This is a genomic window from Saccharothrix hoggarensis, assembly GCF_052936025.1.
This window is the reverse complement of record NZ_CP193624.1, coordinates 4,638,132-4,658,522: the sequence shown is the minus strand read 5'-3', so window position 1 is coordinate 4,658,522 and position 20,391 is coordinate 4,638,132. Positions and strand designations below refer to the sequence as shown.

General features: G+C 73.0%; 15 protein-coding genes. 10 read left to right on the top strand and 5 right to left on the bottom strand.

What is annotated here, in order from left to right; translation table 11 throughout:
• Positions 1-82: 82 nt before the first annotated feature.
• A complete protein-coding gene (locus ACRAKH_RS20985; protein ID WP_380726756.1) occupies positions 83-805 on the bottom strand; it encodes a hypothetical protein in 723 nt (240 codons plus the stop codon).
• A 231-nt stretch (positions 806-1,036) separates the two neighbouring features.
• On the opposite strand from ACRAKH_RS20985, the gene ACRAKH_RS20980 reads away from it, so the two are divergent.
• On the top strand, positions 1,037-2,653 hold the full coding sequence (locus ACRAKH_RS20980; RefSeq protein WP_380726754.1) for an FAD-binding oxidoreductase: 1,617 nt from the start codon (positions 1,037-1,039) through the stop codon (positions 2,651-2,653).
• Positions 2,654-2,665: 12 nt separating this feature from the next.
• Here the strand turns inward: ACRAKH_RS20980 and ACRAKH_RS20975 are convergent, their stop codons facing one another.
• The 3 genes from ACRAKH_RS20975 to ACRAKH_RS20965 all read right to left on the bottom strand — a co-directional run bounded on the left by ACRAKH_RS20975 (position 2,666) and on the right by ACRAKH_RS20965 (position 5,459).
• Positions 2,666-3,049 (bottom strand): hypothetical protein, encoded by a 384-nt coding sequence (locus ACRAKH_RS20975; RefSeq protein WP_380726752.1) that lies wholly within the window; start codon positions 3,047-3,049, stop codon positions 2,666-2,668.
• A complete protein-coding gene (locus ACRAKH_RS20970; protein ID WP_380726750.1) occupies positions 3,049-4,170 on the bottom strand; it encodes a hypothetical protein in 1,122 nt (373 codons plus the stop codon). The genes ACRAKH_RS20975 and ACRAKH_RS20970 overlap by 1 nt, the downstream gene beginning before the upstream one ends.
• 110 nt (positions 4,171-4,280) lie before the next feature.
• On the bottom strand, positions 4,281-5,459 hold the full coding sequence (locus tag ACRAKH_RS20965; protein WP_380726748.1) for a GDSL-type esterase/lipase family protein: 1,179 nt from the start codon (positions 5,457-5,459) through the stop codon (positions 4,281-4,283).
• Positions 5,460-5,704: 245 nt separating this feature from the next.
• On the opposite strand from ACRAKH_RS20965, the gene ACRAKH_RS20960 reads away from it, so the two are divergent.
• A complete protein-coding gene (locus ACRAKH_RS20960) occupies positions 5,705-7,774 on the top strand; it encodes a protein kinase domain-containing protein (RefSeq protein WP_447009204.1) in 2,070 nt (689 codons plus the stop codon).
• Between the two features lie 8 nt (positions 7,775-7,782).
• Here the strand turns inward: ACRAKH_RS20960 and ACRAKH_RS20955 are convergent, their stop codons facing one another.
• The gene (locus ACRAKH_RS20955; protein ID WP_380725345.1) at positions 7,783-8,175 is read right to left on the bottom strand and encodes a hypothetical protein; all 393 of its coding nucleotides are present in this window, start codon (positions 8,173-8,175) and stop codon (positions 7,783-7,785) included.
• Between the two features lie 231 nt (positions 8,176-8,406).
• Here ACRAKH_RS20955 and ACRAKH_RS20950 point away from each other — a divergent pair, with 231 nt between their 5' ends.
• The 8 genes from ACRAKH_RS20950 to ACRAKH_RS20915 all read left to right on the top strand — a co-directional run bounded on the left by ACRAKH_RS20950 (position 8,407) and on the right by ACRAKH_RS20915 (position 20,358).
• The gene (locus tag ACRAKH_RS20950) at positions 8,407-8,580 is read left to right on the top strand and encodes a hypothetical protein (protein WP_380725347.1); all 174 of its coding nucleotides are present in this window, start codon (positions 8,407-8,409) and stop codon (positions 8,578-8,580) included.
• Positions 8,580-9,116 carry a hypothetical protein gene (locus tag ACRAKH_RS20945; protein ID WP_380725349.1) on the top strand — a complete coding sequence of 179 codons (537 nt, stop codon included), beginning with the start codon at positions 8,580-8,582 and terminating at the stop codon, positions 9,114-9,116. The genes ACRAKH_RS20950 and ACRAKH_RS20945 overlap by 1 nt, the downstream gene beginning before the upstream one ends.
• A gap of 557 nt (positions 9,117-9,673) precedes the next feature.
• Positions 9,674-15,838 carry an RHS repeat-associated core domain-containing protein gene (locus tag ACRAKH_RS20940; RefSeq protein WP_380725351.1) on the top strand — a complete coding sequence of 2,055 codons (6,165 nt, stop codon included), beginning with the start codon at positions 9,674-9,676 and terminating at the stop codon, positions 15,836-15,838.
• A gap of 116 nt (positions 15,839-15,954) precedes the next feature.
• Complete coding sequence (locus ACRAKH_RS20935) at positions 15,955-16,617, top strand: hypothetical protein (RefSeq protein ID WP_380725353.1); 663 nt, start codon at positions 15,955-15,957, stop codon at positions 16,615-16,617.
• 210 nt (positions 16,618-16,827) lie between these two features.
• Positions 16,828-18,105 (top strand): ATP-grasp domain-containing protein, encoded by a 1,278-nt coding sequence (locus tag ACRAKH_RS20930; RefSeq protein ID WP_380725355.1) that lies wholly within the window; start codon positions 16,828-16,830, stop codon positions 18,103-18,105.
• Between the two features lie 21 nt (positions 18,106-18,126).
• A complete protein-coding gene (locus ACRAKH_RS20925) occupies positions 18,127-18,609 on the top strand; it encodes a hypothetical protein (RefSeq protein WP_380725357.1) in 483 nt (160 codons plus the stop codon).
• 100 nt (positions 18,610-18,709) lie between these two features.
• Positions 18,710-19,141, top strand: a complete 432-nt coding sequence (locus ACRAKH_RS20920) for a DUF2000 family protein (protein WP_380725359.1) — start codon at positions 18,710-18,712, stop codon at positions 19,139-19,141.
• On the top strand, positions 19,138-20,358 hold the full coding sequence (locus ACRAKH_RS20915; protein ID WP_380725361.1) for an MDR family MFS transporter: 1,221 nt from the start codon (positions 19,138-19,140) through the stop codon (positions 20,356-20,358). The genes ACRAKH_RS20920 and ACRAKH_RS20915 overlap by 4 nt, the downstream gene beginning before the upstream one ends.
• Positions 20,359-20,391: the final 33 nt, after the last annotated feature.

The window sequence follows — 20,391 nt, the reverse complement described above, 5'->3', positions numbered from 1 at the left end:
CAGGGGTGGTCACACCACGTGATGGTCCTCGTGTCACCCGAAAGTGTCAGCCCGCCGAAGGTCGGGTATCGGCGCGGGCAGGTCACCGGGCCACGTTCCACCAGAGGTCGCCGTCGACCGCGTGCTCCTCGATCAACGGCCAGAGCTTGGCGTCGTAGTAGGCGTTCGACGGGATCGGCGGCGGCACGGGCGCGGCGTGCAGGAACCGGTGCTCGCTGCGGTACATCACGACGCGGGCGGTGTCGGCCAGCAGCTTGATCCGCTCGTCGTCCTGCTCCAGCACGCGCACGTCGACGCAGTGCAGCTCCACGGAGTCCGGCAGCACCCGGCGGAACGCGGTCGCCAGCGTCGCGCTGCCGACGGGCAGCCAGAGGCGTCGCGGGGCCGCGCCGAGGTGCCTGACCACGTCCGCCCACTCGCGGGCGAGCGCCCGGCGCAGGTGGGCCGTGTAGGCCTCCGAGCCGAATCCGAGCGGCAGCTTCACCGTGCGGTCGTCACGGCGGCTGAACGCGCTGGCCTCCTCCTCGGCGCGGTCGAGGGAGTCGCACGCGTGGATGGTGGCGCCGTAGGACCGCGCGAGCAGCGAGAACTCGTGGAAATCGCCGTCGAGCACCTCGCAGAACAGGACGCATTCCGCGCCCAGCAGCCGACTGGTGTGCGCCAGGGCCACTTGGGCGAATCCCGGGGCCGGACTGGCGTAGACGAATGCCGTGACGCCCTTGTCCATGGCGTCGCGCAAGTACGGGCCGACCGCCCGTTGTTTGGTCCCGCCCGGCAGGAGGTCCTCCCGGGCAACCGCCACCACGCCGCCGGGGACCGTTAATCGGTCCAGAACGACCGGCGGTGTCATATCGTCGAAGGAGATTTTCGGGAGCATGGGCATACCCTCACTACGCAGTCGGTGCGGAATCCGGTTCAGCGGAACCGGAGCAACTTTCTTCCACCCGAACGCGCGTAAGTCCGTGGTCTTGCAGGAAGTGGCAGGATTGGGCTACGGGCAATGGCGGCCGAAAACCCCGACAATGGCGAGGAAACCTTGACGACGAAGTCGAAGACGCGGTCGTGGTGGGGCTGGGGCAACGTCGAGGACGCGGTCGCCGGCCCCGAGCGGGCCGCGCTGGTCGGACGGGTGGCCGCGCTGCTCCCCGGACAGGACCTCACCGACCACGAGCCGCCGGACCCGGCCGCGCTGGACCTGCCGCCCGCGCGGGTCCGGCCGCCGACGTCACTGGCGGGGCTGTGCTCGGACGACCCGGCCGACCGGGCGGCCCACGCCCGCGGCAAGGCGTTCCGCGACGTCGTCCGCAACCTGCACGGCGACCTGCGGCACGTGCCCGACCTGGTGGTGCGCCCGGCGTCCGAGCAGGACGTCGTGGACGTGCTGGACTGGTGCGGACGGGCCGGCGTCGCGGTCGTCCCCTACGGCGGCGGGAGTTCGGTCGTCGGCGGCGTCGAACCCCGCGTCACCGGGTTCGCCGGCGCGGTCACGCTCGACCTCGGCCGGCTGGACCGGGTGGTCGAGGTCGACGCCACCAGCCGGGCCGCCCGCGTGCGGGCCGGCGTCCTCGGGCCGCACCTGGAGGAGCAGCTCCGCCCGTCCGGCCTGACGTTGCGGCACTTCCCGCAGTCGTTCGAGTTCTCCACGCTCGGCGGGTGGCTCGCCACGCGGGCGAGCGGCCACTACGCCACGCTGACCACCCACATCGACGACCTCGTGGAGTCGTTGCGGGTCGTCAGCCCCGCCGGGACCGGCGAGTCGCGTCGGCTGCCCGGATCGGGCGCGGGCCCGTCACCGGACCGGCTGTTCCTCGGGTCCGAGGGCACGCTGGGCGTGATCACGGAGGCGTGGATGCGCCTGCGCCCCCGGCCTCGGCACCGGGCGGGAGCCTCGGTGCGGTTCGCCGACTACCCGGCCGCCGTCGCCGCCACCGGGGCCATCGCCCAGTCGGGGCTGCACCCGGCGAACTGCCGGCTGCTCGACGCCGCCGAGGCGTTCCTCAACACCGGCGTCGGCGTCACCGGCGGCGTTCTGGTGCTCGCGTTCGAGTCGGCGGACCACCCGGTCGACGCGGCGCTGGCGCGGGCCGTCGAGCTCTGCCGCGACCACGGCGGCGAGGTCGCCGACGAGACCGCCGGGCGCGACGGCCGGGCGTCCGGCATCGCGGACGAGTGGCGGTCGTCGTTCCTGCGCATGCCCTACCAGCGGGACGCGCTGGCCCGGATCGGGATGGTCGTAGAGACCTTCGAGACCGCCTGCACGTGGGACCGGTTCGAGGCGCTGCACGCCGCCGTCACCGAAGCGGCGCAGGACGCGATCCGCCGCGTCTGCGGCGCGGGCGTGATCACGTGCCGGTTCACCCACGTCTACCCGGACGGGCCCGCGCCGTACTTCGGCGTGTACGCGGCGGGCCGGTGGGGCAGCACCGTGGCGCAGTGGGACGAGATCAAGGCCGCCGTGTCGGAGGCCATCGCCGCGCACGGCGGTACGATCACCCACCACCACGCGGTCGGCCGCGACCACCGCCCCTGGTACGACCGGCAGCGCCCGGACCCGTTCGCCGCGGCCCTGACCGCCGTCAAGGCGACCCTCGACCCGGCCGGAATCCTCAACCCCGGCGTGCTGCTGCCCGAACGCCCGCCGCCCGCACCGTGACCCGCGCGTCGATCACCAGGCGTCGGACATCAGCGGGCGGCCGTCGTCCGGATCGTCGTCGTCCTCGACCACGGGGGCGCGCCTGGTGCTCTCGGCCGGGACGTCGAGCGCGTTGAGCGCCGCGATCCGCTCCTCGGTGTGGTTCGCCGCCTCGGCGGCGAGCCGCTCGCGCTCGGCGTTCGACATGCGGTCCCACGCCGCGACGCTCGACCGCACCGGTTCCAGTGCGGCGTCGCTCAGCACGGGCGAGTAGACGACGTCGCGGATCGACGCCCGGCCGGCGAGCACCTCGCGGGCGAACTCGGCGACCTCGCCCCGGCCTTGGGCGAGCACGCGCAGCCGCACCTGCTGCGCGCGCTCCCCGGCGGGCGTCTGCCACGGGTTCTGCTCGTCCATCACGTCACCGCCGGGTGGTCGTAGCCCAGGGACGGCCACGCCTTCGCGACGACCTCGCCGTTGGCGACGACCTGCTCGATCGCGCCGACCACCACGTGCGCGGCGGCGCGGAGCGCGTCGATCACGTCGGAGATCCGCGACACCGCCAGCATGACGGAGACCACGGCGTGGAGCGGGTTCTCACCCCGGAGGATGCTGATCGCGCCGCCCACGAACGGGCCGCCGTAGCCGCGGAGCAGCAGGTCGACCAGGGTGTCGATCAGGAAGTCCAGCCCGATGTTCAACGCCTGCAACGCGTGGTAGGCCGTGCTCGCGAACTTCCTGATCTGCCCGCCCACCTCGGCCATGAACTCCGCGTGGGCCGCGCACGCCTTGGCGTAGGCGGCGATCCAGTCCTCCGCCGCGTTCGCCGCGTTGCCCTCCCACTTGTCCTGGACGAGGTACCGGCCGCGGTCCACGTTGTCCTTGATGACCGTGAAGGCGAACGCGGTGTCCTCGAAGACCTTGCCCTGGCGGTACAGGTCGCCCCAGTCACCGCTGACGAAGCTGAGCAGGATGGAGAAGATGTCCTTGCCGGAGATCGCCGTGACCAGGTCGCGCACGTGCCGCGCCACCGAGCACTGACCGGTGAGCTTGTCGATCTCGTCCTCGATGCGGAGCGGCCAGCCGCCGGTCGCGACGTCCTCGGGCGTGGGGTGCGTCGGCGGGCCGTTGTACGGCTTGTCGGGGTTCGCCGGGTCGGCCCCGGGATCGCGCCCCTCGTCGAACCGCGCGTCCGGGCCGACGACCTCGTGCCGGCTCAGCCTGGTCGGCGCCGCCCCGGGGTACATCATGTCGAGGTAGGTGGCCTTCGTCCGGTCCACCGACCCGTAGAACTCGGCCGCCTTGCGCAGCTCCGTGCCGGCGCCGAGACCGAGCTCGTGCCCGCGCCTCGTGTTCGCCTCGCCGAGGTCCTGCAACCGGTTGAGCGGCCCGTTGAGCAGGCCGAGCAGCCCTTCCTCCACCTTGTCGGGACGCCGGATCTCCAGGTGGTGGACGAACACGCCCGCCGCTTCGGCGTTGCGCCTCATCAACGAGCCGAGAGCGGCGACCGACGCGACGTCCACGTCGAATCCGGGCATGGGGCTCCTCTCGCGGGCTGACGCACCGGCAGGCTAGCCGTCCCGCGATCACCGCGGGGCGGGTTCGGCCACCCGTGTCAGCCATGCGGGGGAACGCCGCCGCGCCCGGTTCAGACTCCGGAGGTCGCGGCGATCGGCGCGATGACCATGCGGCCCGGACCGGCGCCGGCGGTGTTCTGGCAGGTGAAGTCGCCGGTGGACCGCTCGTGCACCAGGCGCAGGCACGTGCCGAGCGCGCGCTGGCCGTAGTGGTTCGGGTGCAGGCTCTCCTGGCGGTCGCCCTGGGCCGTGTAGCCGCTGACGACCCAGCGCACCCACTCCGCCGCGGAGCCCGGCAGGGGGTTGGCGGCGCTGTTGTCCGACTGGGCCTGCCGGGACGCCTTGGCGCACACCTGGCGGCCGTCGAAGGCGTTCTGCAGGTCGAGGAACCGCACGCCCCGCGCGGCGGCGACCCTCTGGAGCTGCGCGGCGATCGTGGGCACGAGTTCCTGCCGCGCCCAGTCGGCGTCGGTGTCCCACACCGGGCAGCCGCCCACCGAGAACCGGGGACCGTCCTCGGGGATGCGGAAGTTGCGGGCGGCCGGCATCGGCGACGGGTAGGACTGCAGCACGAACTGGTAGGTCCCGGCGCCCTGCGCGGCGTCCAGCACTTCCTTGATCGCCTTGATCGTGGCGCCGACGTCCGCCCGGACCTGGTCGAGCCTGCCGGCGATCGTGGGCGCCCACTTCGGCCCGCACCGGTACGGCGAGGGGGACAGGTAGCCGGTGACGCAGTCGGCGATGATGTCACCGAACCCGAGGTCGTTGCCGCCGACGGACAGCACGAGCAGCTTCACCTCGTGCGCGCGGACGGTGGCGCGCAGCAGCTCCAGCTGGTCGGGCTGGTTGCGCGCGCCGCCGCCGCCCACCACGTCCCCGGTGGTCGCGCCGGAGCACGCCAGGTTGACCGGTGTGGCGTCGGGGATGGCGGCGCTGATGATCTCTGCCGACGTCGAGCGGTGGCACATGTCGGTCGAGGTGTGGGTGTCCCCGTAGATCCAGCGGGGGTTCGTGGTGCACCCGCTCGCGTCGCACCTCGTCGCGAGGTCGGTGCCCCACTTGTCCCCGGCGTCGCTCAGCGCGTTGCCGCGCCACCGCCCGGCTTCGCCGGAGATGTAGCTGTCGCCCATCGAGACGACCGCGGGGGGCAGGGCGGGCGCGGCCGCCGACTCGGTGGAGGTCGCCACGACGACCGCGGCGCTGACGGCGACGACCGCGGCGAGAACCCGGCCGCGAGGGACACCGGACATCGGCCTCAACTCCTTGCTCGGTGACGCGACCGTAAGCGGCGGAACGGCGGCGGAGAACGGCACGGGAGCCCCGTGACCCGATGGTGAGGGGACCGTGCCGGGGAAGGTGAACCGGCCTCGCCGACGGTGACCGGTTCACCGCCCCGACGTGGGCTCGACGTACCCTTCGCGTCACGTCCGGCAGGGAACCGCCGCGGCCCCGTCCGCGTCGATCGCACCGACGGCGCACGGAGAACGCGGGGGACATGGCTGACGAGATGTTCGGGCCCTACCGGATCGGGCCCCTGCTCGGGCGCGGCGGGATGGGCGAGGTCCACCGCGCGCACGACACCGTCCACGACCGGACCGTGGCACTCAAGCGCCTCTCGCCCGCCTTCCACGACGACGCCGCGTTCCGCGCCCGCTTCCGCAGGGAGGCGCAGGTCGTCGCGCGGCTGCGGGAGCCGCACGTCATCCCGATCCACGCGTACGGCGAGATCGACGGCCGGCTCTACCTCGACATGCGCCTGGTGGAGGGCGCGGACCTGACCGACGTGATCGCACGCGGTCCGCTCACGCCCGAACGGGCGGTGCGGATCGTGGAGCAGGTGGCCGGCGCCCTCGACGCCGCCCACGCCGACGGGCTCGTGCACCGGGACGTGAAGCCGTCGAACATCCTCGTCACGCCCGGCGACTTCGTGTACCTGGTGGACTTCGGCATCGCGCGGACCGCGGCCGAGACGGACACGCGGATCACGGCGTCCGGCGAGGTGATCGGCACCGTCGACTACATGGCGCCCGAGCGGTTCGAGGGCGCGGCGGTGGACGCGCGGGCCGACACGTACGCGTTGGCGTGCGTGCTGTTCGCCTGCCTGAGCGGACGCCGGCCGTTCGACGTCGACGGCACCGCGGCGCAGATCTGGGCGCACATGCAGGAACCGCCGCCGAAGGCCCACGCCGTCAACCCCGCCGTGCCGCCCGCGCTGGACAACGTGATCGCCCGCGGCATGGCCAAGGACCCGGCGGCCCGCCACGAGACCGCGGGCGCCCTGGCCGTGGCCGCGCGCGCCGCGCTGACGACGACGCCCCCGCCCCAGCGCACCTTCGACCTGGCCCCACCGACAACCCCCGCGTCACCGCCCCGCGCCGCGGCGTCGGCCGGCACGACCCCGCCTGCAGCGGTGGGCGGCACCCCGCCCGCCACCCCGTCCACCGCCCCGCCCGATGGCGGCATTCCCGCGACCCAGGCCGACAGCACCCAGTCGGGCGGCACCCGGTCCGGCGGCACCCAGTCCGGCGGCACGCCGCCCCACGGCACGGCACCCGCCACACCTTCGGGCGGCACGTCACCCGGAACGCCGCCCGGCGGCATTCGCCCCCTCGCGTCGGCCGGGAACACCCCGCCGGCCTCACCGCCGCAGCGAACGCCGCCCGGCGGCAACCCTCCTGCCAAGGCACCCAGGAGCACACCGGCCACCCCGCCCCACGGCACCGGACCCCGGCCCCCGGCCGTCCCGACCCGCGACGGCGCGTGGCCGCACGGACCCGTCACGCCGGTCGCCCCGCAGCGCCCCACCCAGCCGACCGGCGGCCCGCCCCCGCGGCCACCGTCGAGAGCCCGCCGCGTCCTCCTCGGCGTGGCGGCGGCGTCGGCGGTCGTGGTGGGGCTCGCGCTCGTCTACCCGCTGCTCGACGGCAGCACGCGCATCGGCGGGTCGGCCGGCGGCTCCTCCACCGCGACCGCCCCCACCACGTCCGCCCCGACCACGCGCACGTCGTCGACCACCACGTCGGCCAAGACCACGCGCGGCTCGAAGAGCGAGCCGACCACCACGACCCGACCGGCGCCGAAACCCGAGGAACTGGCGCTGCTCGCGGCACTCCCCGGCGTCTACCGGGGCAACCCCTCCTGCGCCACCGAACCGGCCGACGGCGAAGGCGTCACCGCGAAGGTCGTGTGCACCGAGCCGAACGAGGCGCACGGCCGGTTCGCGCCGCCCGCCCGCGCCGAGTTCCGCCTGTTCGCCACCCGCGCCGCCCAGGACGCGCACTTCCTGGGCGTGGTCACCAGTCGCGGCATCCCGCGCGACGACTCGCAGGGCGGCTGCCGGCCGACCACGCACGCCGTGCACTACTCCACGTACTACCGCGACACGTCCGGCCCGCTCGACGGCGACTTCACCACCTGCTACCTCGACGGCGGCACGGGCGCGGTGTGGTGGACCGACGCGCCGGCCTCCGTCACCGGCACCCTGATCACCCCGCCCGGCGCGACGAACGACACGCTGGAGGATCTCGACCTGTGGTGGAACGGCATGATCCTCAGCCGGATGTAGCGCGGCCGTCAGAACCGGTCGGTCTCCGTGAGCTCGTGCTCGAAGGCGTCCGCGGCGGCGACGAGCAGCATGAGCGGGCGCTCGAACTCCTCCCGCACGCTCAGGTCCTCCAACGGCACGGTGTGCTTGAGCAGCGCGACGCCGTCCACCACGGCCGCGCCCCCGACGGCCGCCGTGCCCGCGAGTTCGAGCAGGCGCCTGAGGTCGATCGCGTCGGCCCGGCCGACGGCCGAGGAGATCTCCACCCACGCCACGCCGTCCGACTCGGGCACGTGGTGCACCGCGACCTGCTGGGTCCGGCCGTCCTCGGCGTCGAGCCGGAAGCGGAGCCAGCTGTCGGTCTCCTCCAGCACCTCGTGCCGCGTCCGGACATAGTTGATCACGTCGATCCAGCTGGTCACCGTAGTTGCCCCTCGCACCCTGGTCGCGCCACGTCCGGTCGCTCCACACCGTAATACCAGCCACCTCCCGGTGGTGGCGGAAGGACACTCCGCGTCGCGGACGACATCCGCCCGCCTGGCCCGAACCTGCCAACCACCCCCGTCGGCCACGGGTGTCGTGGGACCTTGGAGGCACGTTCGAGAGAGACCGGGGAGGTCGCGGTGGAGCAGCGGTGGAGGACTCGACTTCGCTTGTGCGTCAAGGTGTTCGCCCTCGGGGCCGCGGCCCTGTTCATCCTCTACCTGGTGCTCGGGTGGGACACGGTCGTGCCGCCCGTGCTGCTCGTAGCGGCCGTCGTCCTCGTGCTCGCGACCGCCGTGGTGGACGCGATCGCCGTCGCGGTCGCCAAGAGCCGCGACCGGTAGTGGTGTGGCGCGAACGGCTGGTCCTCGCGGTGGCGGCGCTCGTCGCGGCGGTGCTGGTGGCCGGGTTCCTGACGGTCTTGCTCGCCCCCGGCGTCCGGCCGCGCCTCACGCACGTCGCCGGTGACGCCCCGGAGGACCGGCCTTCATACGAGTGCTCGGCGTTGCGCGAACCGGGCGTGCCGTGCGAGCGGGAACGGGACTACCGGTGGTCGGTGCCGGCCGGCGGCTCGGTGAGCACGACGTGGAGCACCAGCCTCCGGGACACCGACCGGGTCGGCGGCGTGCTCGCCCTCGCCCGCGACGACTGCCCGGACGCCCGCGTGTCGTGGACGCTGACCGCCACCGGGCACACCAGCGCCGGCGTGCTGCCCGCTGAACGGCCGGCGGTCCCGCTGCGGACCGGCCTGTCCGGCGACCAGGACCGGATCACCGTCGAGTTCCGCCGCACGGACACCGCCTCGTGCCCGGCGGTCGTGACGTGGACGTACGTGACGGCCGACGCGCCGTGGTTCGGGTTCGTGTGGAGCTGGTGGTGACGTCGCGCCGACGGCGGCCCGGCGGGACGCGACCTCACCGGACACGTCCCCTGCTTTATCGATCTGCCGTGCGTGGGACGGCTATTCCCCGTCGACCGTGTGGAATGTGATCAACGTCCGCCGGTGCTTATTCCCCACCGTCGTGAATTCCGGTGGTGGGTCACTCGGTTGGACGTTTGTGGTTGCGCGATTTCCGGGATCGGTGGGACAGTGCTGTCGCGCCTTCGACTTCGGTGGGCGCGGAACAGTACGGGGGATGTTTATGCTGCTTGGTGGGGAAGCGACGACGTCGTAGCCTGCGGGGACGTCGGATGACCGGGTCGGTCGGCGCCACCTCGTCGTGGCGTTCGGCGGTCGTGTCGTCCTGTTCCGCGGTGCGAGTTCCGCTTTGTTCGTGTCGCCGTGTCCCGGCCCTTGTCGAGTGATTCGACCTGTGCGTCGCGTGCGTGAGCCGGTTTCATGTATCCGTCTCGGTGGTGCCCGGTGCTGCCTCCAGTCCGGTGATGCCGCAGTTTTGTTCTGCGTTTTTCCGGAATGGGATCAGTGGTGGGGGAGCGGTGACGAACCGAGCCGTGGGGTGGAGCAACCGGGTCCGATGGCTGGCCTCGGTGAGCGTGTTGGTGGTGGCGGCGAGCCTCTTGCAGCCGGTCACGTGGGCGCGTGCGGCGGGCGCGGTGCCCGGCGTGACGCCGGGTGCCGGGCCGGTGGACAGACCGGTTCCGGCGTCGGCGCGGCCGGACGAGGCGGTGCCCCCGGAGAAGTGGCCGCCGGTCGTGCCCGCGGGCGTGCGCGCCGGTGGCGAGCCGGTGCGGCTGTCCGCCGAGGACTGGGAGCGGGTGCGCAAGCCCGGCCAGGCCGCCGCGCAGGCCGAGGAGGTGTTCGCCGGCGTCCTGGTCAGGCCGGGGTTCTCGCTCGGCGACACGTCGCTGGTGGCCTACTTCGACGTGCACGACGACGTGCGGCCGTGGTCGTCGTGGCGCGCCAGGGTCTTCGACGCCGCCACCGGCACCGAGCAGGCGTCGACCGTGCTGCCCCGGTCGGAGCTGCAGGTGCCCTGCGGCGCCGTGCGCGAGTTCTGCCGCTCGTTCGGCAGCCGCGAGGGCTGGGCGCTCGACCCGGCCAAGGAGTACTTCGTCACGCTCGCCGCCGTCCTCGACGAGGGTGGCGAGCTGGTGTCCGCGCCGTCGCCGAAGGCGCGTCCCCGCACGACGGTCGACCCGCCGCCGATCCCGGTCGAGCAGACGTCCGGCTGCGGCTGCGGCGCGGCCCTGAGCACGACGGGCGCGCGGCAGGCGTTCCGCGGCGACGGCGTCAACACGGCGACCGGCGCGTTCACCCGGATCGAGCCCGACCTGAAGATGGCGTCGATCGGCGTGCCGTTCACGTCCACGCGCGTGTACTCCTCGACGCTGACCCAGCCGGGCCTGTTCGGGCCGGGCTGGGCGTGGTCGTACGGGATGCGCGTGACGCCCGTGGACGACGGCGCGATGGTGCTCGCCGACGACGGCGCGCAGGTGCGGTACCGCCTGGTCGACGGCGCGTACCAGCGGCCCGCGGGCGTCCGCTCCACGCTGCGCAGGACCGACGCCGGCTGGGACCTCACCACCCTGACCGGCGTGGTGCACGCCTTCGACGGCCAGGGCCGCCTGGTGTCGATCCGCTCCCCGCGCGGGGTGGGGGTCTCGGTCGGGTACACCGACACCGAGATCACCGTCACCGACGCGTCCGGCCGGGTGGCGCGGGCGCGCGTCGTGGACGGCCTGATCCGCTCGATCACGCTGCCCGACCACCGCAAGGTCCAGTACGAGTACGACGAGGCGGGGCGGCTGGCGGTCTACAAGGACGCCCGCGCCGGCCAGTGGCGCTACGGCTACTCCGCCGAGGGCCGGCTGACCGAGGTGCGGGAGCCGCAGCCGCACCGCACCACGTTGGTGCGCAACGAGTACGACCCGTCCGGGCGGATGGCGCGCCAGCTCGACGCCCTCGGCAACGCCACCACGTTCGCGTGGAACGCCGCCGAGCAGGAGGCGACGACGACCGACGCGGACGGCGTCGTCGTCCGCGACGGCTACCGCGGCAACGTGCTGCTGCACAGCAGGCGCGGCGCGGGCGACACCGACAACCACCGCTACGACGCCTCGCTCAACCGCAACCTGGTCGTCAACGGCAACCACAACCAGCACGAGTCGCAGCACGACGCCAACGGCAACCCGATCCGCCGCGCCGCGCCGCAGGGCTTCGACGAGAAGACCAAGTACGACGACCGCAACAACCCTATCGAGTTCACCGACGCCAACGGCAACGTCTGGAAGAACACCTACAACGAGTTCAACGAGCTGGTCCGCAGCACCGACGCCGAGAACCACTCGATCAGCCACACCTACGACGAGCGCGGCCTGCGGACCACGAGCACCGACCAGCGCGGCAAGGTCACCCGGTACGAGTACATCGCGCCCGGGCGGCCCAACTCCGGGCTCCTCGCCGCGGTGATCTCGCCGGAGGGGCGGCGGGGCGAGGCCGAGTACGACGAGACCGGCCGCCGCGTCGCGTCGATCGACCCGCGCGGCACGGCGCCGCGCGCGGACCGCCACGAGTTCACCACCAGGTTCCGCTACGACGCGCAGGACCGCGTGGTGGAGGTGCGCGAGCCGGGCAAGCGGCACTCGTCGCGCACCGAGCACGACGAGGTCGGCCGCGTCGTCCGCACCGTGAACCCGGAGGGGGTGACGATCGAGAACCGCTACCTGGCCAACGGGCGGCTCGCGGCCGTCACCGACCATCGCAAGACCACCTCGATCACCTACACGAACGCGGGCCGGCGCGGCTCGGTGCGCATCGAGATGGGCCGCGGCGAGCAGGACGTCGTCACCGCCTACCGCTACAACGCCAAGGGCATGCTGCACCAGGTGGTCTCGCCGCGCGGCAACGTGCCGGGCGCCGTCGAAGCGGACTTCACCACCACCTACCGCTACGACGCCAACGACAACCTGGTGCGCATCTCGCGCCCGTACCCGAACGGCCAGGTCGTCCACAAGGACATCAAGGTCGACGAGCTGGACCGCACGACGTCCACGGTGGACGAGTTCAACAAGCCGTCCACGTTCGACCGGGACAACACCGGCCGGGTCACCGCGACCAAGGACACCCTGGGCCGCAGCCTGACCATGGGCTACGACCGCAACGGCCGCCAGACGTCCACCACCGACGGCGGCCGCAACACCACGAAGTGGACCTACGACGAGGCCGGCAACAAGATCCGCCAGGAGACCGCCACCGGCGGCGTCACCACGTGGACCTACAGCGACGACGGCTTGCTGCTCAGCGCCACCGAGCCGCGCGGCAACGTCCAGGGCGCCGACCGCGAGCGGTTCACCACGCACTTCGAGTACGACCTCGCGGGCAACCGCACCAAGGTGATCGACCCGCTCGACCACGTCACGGTGTCGACCTACGACGCCAACAACCGGCTCACGTCGGAGACGGACGCCAACAACCACACCACGCACTACCGGTACCGCGAGGACAACCAGATCGAGAGCGTCCACGCGCCGGACGCGAAGTACCACCGGCACGAGCCGCACGGCGGGGCGACCGTCTACGGCTACCACGCCGACGGCCTGCTGGCGACGATCCGGGACCCGAACCACCACGTCCGGCGCATCGACTACGACCGGGCCGGCCGACCCACGCGCACCACGGACCCGCTCGGCCGCGCCGTCGAGGCGACCTACGACGTGGAGAGCAACCTCGTCGCGGCCATCACCCGGGGGCCGCACGAGCACCACCTCGGGGACGCCGAGCGCGCCAAGCGGACCATCGTCGACACCTACGACATCGTCGGACGGCGCGTTGCCCGCGCCCTCGGCGACAGCGGGCCGAAGTACTCCTGGGCCTACGACGCCAAGGACCGCGTCACCGCGTACGGCGACCCGCTCGGCGTGCGCAAGGTGTCCTACGACGACGAGAACCAGATCACCCGCGTCACCCGGGAGGAGGCGGCCGGGCGCAGCGAGACGTTCGACTACGAGTACGACGCGCGCGGCAACATCACCTCCCGCGCCTACCCGGACGGCACCCGCGTCACCAGCGGGTACGACGCCGACAGTCGCCTGTCCGAGCTGACCGTCAGCGGCAGCGGCACGGGTTCCCGGGCCGGCACGTGGCGGTTCGGGTACGACGTCGCCGGCCGCCGCACCACCACGACGCTGCCGGCCGCCACCGGCCTCGTGGAGCGGCGCGACTACGACGACGCCGGACGCCTCACCGCGATCGGCACCGAACGCGGCCAGGGCACCGGCGCGCCGGCCGACGTGCAGGACCCGATCTCGGCCTACCGGCTCGACCTCGACCCGGTCGGCAACCCGGTCAAGGTCACCACGACCCGGGGCGGCGTGTCCGAGGCCGTGGCCTACGCCTACGACCCGGCCGACCGCGTCGCCTCGGCCTGCTACGCCGCCACGACGTGCGACGAGCACGCGCAGGCAGCCGGGCGCATCGACTACACCTACGACCTGGTGGGCAACCGCCTGTCCCAGAAGCGCACCGGCACCGCCGGCAGCGACACCACCCGCTACCACTACGACGCCGCCGACCAGCTCGTCCGGCGCGCCGTGCACCAGCGGCACGCCGGCAGCGCCCCCGACGGCGAGGAGCACGGCGAGCGGGCCACCTTCATCGACTACGACTACGACCTCAACGGCAACCAGACCAAGGCGGGCCGGGAGACCTTCGCCTACAACCTCGACAACACGCTGGCCAGTGCCACCACGGGCGGCCGCACGACCACGTTCGCCTACGACGCCACCGGCCTGCGCCTGACCGCCACGTCGGGCGAGGGCCAGGCCGCCACCACGCAGCGGTGGAGCTGGGACGTCAACGGCACCCTGCCGCAGATCGCCCTGGACACCACCGTCAACGCCGCCGGGGCCACCACCGAGCGCCGCGGCTTCGCGTACGGCCCCGACGACGAGCCGCTGGCCCTGCTCGACGCGGCCACCGGCGCCCACCCGTACACGCACGACTGGCTGGGCGGCGTGGCGAACATGCTCAGCCCGTCCGGCGTGCCGGAGGCGGGTTACGACTACGACCCGTTCGGCAACCCGCGCCGGGGCGGCACGCTCGCGCCGGGCGACCCGACCGGTCCGGCGAACCCGCTGAAGTTCACCGGCGCGTACCAGGACTCGTCGTCGGGCGAGGGCAACTACTACCTGCGGGCCCGCAACTACAACCCCGACACAGGTCGCTTCACGAGCACCGACCCCATGCCCGTGCCGGGGCCGGCCATCTCCGCGTACGCCTACGCGGAGAACAACCCGCTGTCCTACACCGACCCCACGGGCACGGTGGTCGACGGCGGGGGCGGCAGCGGCTCGGCGTCCGAGACCGGGGCGACGGAACCGACCGGGCCCAGCCCCGAGGACGTCGCCAAGGCGCAGCAGATCCAGGGCAAGAGCCTGGTCGACGTCATCCTGGAGGCCAGCGGCCAGATCCTCATGGAGTTCCTGGGGATCAACGACATCGTCAACTGCCTGAAGGGCGACATCGGCGCCTGCGTCTCCATGATCATCGGCGCGCTGCCGTGGGGCAAGATCTTCAAGGCCAAGAAGATCGCCGAGGCCATCTTCCGCGCCGGCAAGGCCGTCGTCACCTTCTTCCAGGAGCTGAAGTGGGCGCGCGCCATCATCCAGGGCGCGGAGAAGGCCGCCGAAGCCGCCAAGGCTGCCGCGGCCGCAGCTGCCAAGGCCGCCGCCGAGAAGGCCGCGAAGGCCCGCGCGCTGGCCGAGGAAGCCGCCCGGAAGGCGGCGGCGAAGGCGGCCGAACGAGCCAAGGCCGTGGCCGCGAAGGCGAAAGCGGCGACGAAGAAGAAGGCGCCGGAGAAGTGCGAGACGCACAGCTTCCCGGCGGGCACCCTGGTGCTCCTCGCCGACGGCACGCGCAAGCGCATCGAGCACGTCAAGCCGGGCGACACCGTGCTGGCCGCCGACCCGGCCAAGGGCGAGGGCGAACGCCGGCAGGTCACCCGTTCGATCCGGACCGACCACGACAAGTCCTATGTGGACCTCGTGGTGCGGGACGACGGCGGTGAGCACACCGTCACGGCGACCGACGACCACCCGTTCTGGTCGGCGGGCCGTGGGCGGTGGGTCGAAGCCCGGCACCTGAAGCCGGGTGACACCCTCCGCACGTCGGCGGGGACGCACGTCCAGGTCGACGCGGTCCGCGCCTACCACGGGACGCACCGCACCTTCGACCTGACGGTCGACGGCGTCCACACGTACTTCGTCGTCGCGGGGTCCGTGGCCGTCCTCGTCCACAACAACTCGATCCCGTGCCAGGCCACGATGAAGGCGGGCGTCGAGAAGGCCCGCCAGTCGGCCGACAGCTTCGACCGCCCGGGCGGGATGTCCGGGCACGCCGTCCTCGACGACGGCTCGACGTTCACCCTGTCGTCGGGTGGCGACGGCCGGAACCTCCGGGGGGACTACGTCGCGCCTCCCGGGGCGACGGGCGAGAACTTCCACCACCTGGAGACGCAGACCGCGGCCCTGATGCGGAGCACCGGCCTCAACGCCGTCCTCTACATCACGGGCAGTTACGGCCCGTGCAAGTACTGCGTGCCGGCCATGCGGTCGATGCTCCCCGAAGGCGGCCGACTGCTGGTCGTCTGGCAGAACGAGGCCGGGGCGCTCAGGAACAGGATGTTCATCGGCGGTCCCGATTAACGGGTGAGCGGTGTGCGGCTCCCGGTCGACCCGTGTCGGCCGGGAGCCGTTCTCCATTTCGACAATGGGCCGCGAAGATTCGCGGGGAAAGAACTGCCGTGTGCCATAATGTGGGGGTGATCGACCCGGATGGCATCGACGTCCCGGAATTGCTGGGTCGCTGGTACGGCCCGCCGAGTGCTCCCGAGTGGACGGTGCCGGCCGAGGCGTCCTGGCTCCCCGCGCCGCTGAGGGAGTGGTACGGCCTCGAATCCCGGTGGACCCGGCTCCAGTCGGGCGGCACCAGGGTCTACCGCCCCGCCCAGGTCCGGGCGGACGGGGGCGAGGCCGTGTTCATGGAGGACCCGACCGGTGACTGGACCTGGTCGTTCGACGTCGGGCAGCCGGACCGGGTCCACGAGGGCGAACCTGGTGGTGACCGGAGTCCGGTGCCCGAAGCCCTCCCGGAGTTCCTGGTCCACCTGGCGCTCGCGCAACTGGTGGTGACGGCGGACTTCGGCCGCCTGTGCGCCCAGCTGCCCGCCGACCTGCTGCCCGGCGTCCTCACGTCGCTGGAGGAGGTCGGTTTCGCGGGGTGGCGGTGGCCGCGGCCGGGTCATCGGATCTTCCTGGGCGACTCCGCGATCGCGAACGTCGGTCCGGCGATCGACCCGCGGGCGCCGTGGCGGAACCGGGAAGGCCACGTGGCGGTGCGGATCGCCGGGATCGGGCCGTCGGACCTCGACCACCTGGACGCCGTGCCGTCCGTCAAGTGGATCGACTTCGGTTTCGGCACCTGACCGTCGGGGTTTGGGTCACACCGGCGCCGCCGCCGCACCGACACGCGCGATAACGCACGATCTTCGTGCCGAAAATGCGCGCGTTACAAACATGCGCCCGATCGTGTTATTCCACTCGAATTGGGTGGGCCGGCGGAGAACCGTTGGTTACGGTGTCCTCCGACCGGGCAGAGTCACTGGGGGGTGCCCGGCGGGATTCGGGGGGATCCAGTGGCAGATCAGCGTGCCGTCGTCGTGCTCGTGGACACGTACGAGACGGCGGATCACGGCGTGCCGCAGACGGCACGCCACCTCGCGCCCGCGTTCCTCGCGGCGGGGGCCGAGTGCGTGCGGGTGCAGAGCGCGCCCGAGCCGCCGGGGGTGTACCGGACGTCGACGCCGACGTGGGAGCACTACCGGGACAACGTCGTCCACGACGGCGACCTGGGCCGGACGGTCGCCGCGCTGGAGCCGTACCGGCCGGTGGCCGTGGTGCCCGGCGGCGAGTACGGCGTGGCGTTCGCCGACGTGCTGGGCGAGGCGCTGGGAGTGCCCCACAACGGCACGGCGTCCCGGGCGGCCCGCCGCGACAAGCACGCGATGGTCGAGGCGGTGCGGGCCGCCGGGTTGCGCGCGGCGCGCCAGATCCGCACCGGTGACCGCGACGAGCTGGCCGCCTGGCACCGCGCCACCGGCGGGCGCGTGGTGGTCAAGCCGGTGCGCAGCGCGGGCGGCGACGGTGTGTCCTTCTGCGACACGCCGGAGCAGTCGGCGGCGGCGCTCGACGCGATCACCGCGCGGCAGAACGTGTTCTCCGAGGCCAACGACGTCGTCGTGGCGCAGGAGTACCTGGTCGGCGCCGAGTTCATCGTCAACACCGTCAGCCGCGACGGGGCGCACCACGTGTGCGACCTCTGGCGGAGCCGGCGGTTCTCCGTCAACGGGATCACCGACCTGTCCGGCGCGTGCTACCTCGTGCCGCGCCGCGGCCCCCGCCACGACGAGGTGGTGGACTACGCCTTCGCCGTGCTCGACGCCGTCGGCATCCGGCACGGCGCGGCGCACGCGGAGCTGAAGCTCGGCCCCGACGGGCCGTGCCTGATCGAGGTCGGGGCGCGCGTCTCCGGCGGTGACCTGCCGCACTACGCGCGGCTGGCCACCGGGGATTCCCAACTGGACTGGGTGGTCGACGCCGCGCTGCGCCCGGACCGCTTCCACGCCCGGCGCGGCGAGGACTACGAGGTCCGGCGCCACTTCTCGTGGGCCGCGCTCATCTCGCCGGTCGAGGGCACCCTGCGCCGCTACACCGCCATCGACCGGGTCCGGGCGCTGGAGAGCTTCCACGAGCTGTGGGAGCTGACCCGTCCCGGCGACCGGCTGCGCCGCACCGTCGACGACACCACCTACCCGGTCATCGTCACCTTCATGCACGAGGTGGACGAGATCGTCCAACGCGATCTGGGCACCCTGCGCTACCTGGACGGCGTCGGCTTCTACGAACTGGCATGACTTCACCTGTTGGGGGGAACAGTGATCGCTTACCAGGAAGACCTCACGTACTCACCGCAATACCGCTCGCTGGCCACGCTCGCCGACGAGCCGTCCGGCCTCACCTGCTCGGTGATCGTCGGCCGGCGCTGGGCGCGCAACCGGGTCGCCTCCGTGGTCGGCTATCCGCGCTTCGAACTGGCCGCCGAACGGGTCCTCGCGGGTGACCACGACGTGCTGCTCGTGCCGTCGGCGTACCCGGACATCCGGAAGTTCTTCTTCAACCCCGAACTCCGCGCCGTCGACACGTTCCTCAGCACGTTGCCGGACATGGTCTTCGCCGTTCCCGCCGGGGCCGCGGACGGGGCGGCGGACTCCGACGAGTTCGACGTGCTCTACCACCACCCGGCGACCAGGGCGCTCGTGGAGGGTTGCCGTGCCGGGTCGGCGAGGTCCGCACGTCGACGTCCAACAGCGCCGCCTGCAAGCAGGCCGTGGAGCACCCGGGCCGCGCGTGCGCGGTGACCAACCGGATCGCCGCCGACGGCTACGGCATGAGGACCGTGCGGACGCTGTCCGCGGGGACCCCCATGAGTTTCGTCGTGTTCGCCAGGAAGGAACCGAGTTGACCGAGTCACCGACCCTGCGCGCCGCCATCGTCGTGCACAAGCGGCTGGAACCCGCCGCCGCGGCCAACGCGGCCGCGATCCTGATGGGACAGCTCGCGCACCTCGAACCCCGGCTGTACGCCGCCGGCGGCGTCGTGGGGCTCGACGGCGTGCGCCACGCGGGCATCCGGTTCGACACGGTGGTCCTGACGGGACGCCCCGGCCAGGTCGAGAAGCTGCTCGCCGCCGCCGTCGACGAAGGGCTGCCGCACGCGGCGTTCAGCGCCAAGGGCCGGGAGCTGAGCAACAGCTTCGAGGAGTACCGGGAGCTGGTGGCCCGCTCGACCGCGGCCGACGTCGACGTGTTCGCGGTCGGCGTCGTCGGCGAGGAGAGCCGGGTGCGCGCGCTCACGAAGCCGTTCAGCTCCTACCGGGGAGCGGTCGGGTGACGGCCGCGCCGCCGGGGTTCCTCCGGGTCCGGCTGGGCGGGCTGCCCCGGCCGTTCTGGGTGGTGTGGGCGGGCACCCTGGCCAACCGGCTCGGCACGATGGTGGTGCCGTTCCTGGCGCTGTACCTGACGGCCGACCGCGGCCTCTCGGTCACCGAAGCGGGCGCGGTGCTGGCGCTCGTCGGCGTCGGCCAGGTGTTCTCCCCGCTCATCGGCGGAGTCCTGGCCGACCGCGTCGGCCGACGCGCCACGCTCGCCGGAGGTCTGCTGGCCACGGCGGCGACCATGGTCGGCGTCGGCTACGCGACCGACGTGGCGGTGCTGTTGGCGTTGGCGCTGCTGCTCGGCCTGGTGCTGGACGTGTTCCGGCCCGCGGTGCAGGCCGTCGTCGCCGACCTCGTGGACCCGGACGACCGGCCGCGCGCCTTCGGGCTGCTGCTGTGGGCGGTCAACCTCGGCTTCTCGGTGGCCATGGTGCTCGGCGGGACGTTGGCGCGGGCGGGGTTCCTGCCGCTGTTCTGGGTCGACGCCGGCACGTGCGCGCTGTTCGCGGTGCTCGTGTGGCGGGCCGTGCCGGAGACCGGAGGACGGCGCGCGGGCGGCGGCGAACCGGGCCGCATGCTCGACGTGCCGCGCGACCGCGTGATGCTCGGCGTCGTCCTGGTGACGGTGCTGGTGGCGTTCGCGTTCCTCCAGTCGCTCGCGACCCTGCCGCTGGCCATGCGCGAGGACGGCCTGTCGCCCGCCGCGTACGGCCTGGTGATGGCCGTCAACGGCATCGTCGTCGTGGTGGTGCAGCCGGTCATCGGGCACCGGCTCGGCGGGTTCGACCGGTCGCGGCTGCTCGCCGCGGGGATGGCCGTGCTCGGCGTCGGCACCGGGGCCACGGCGCTGGCGTCCACCACGCCGGGCTACGCGCTGTGCATGGTGGTGTGGACGCTCGGCGAGGTGCTGGTGCACTCGGTCGGCGCGGCCGTGGTGGCGGACCTCGCGCCCGCGCACCTGCGCGGCCGCTACAACGGCGCGTACGGCACGGCGTGGGGCCTCGCGGCCTTCCTCGCGCCGCTCGGCGGCACGCAGCTGCTCGTGCTGGGCGCCCCGGTGCTGTGGACCACCTGCCTGGTGCTGTGCCTGGTCGCGGCGGTGGGCCAACTGGCGCTGGGTCCGGCCGTGCGCGTGCGTGCCGCCGTGGCGACGTCGGGGGTTGGTGCCCGGTGAGGGTCGGGCCGGCGGGTGCCCCGTGCTCTCGCC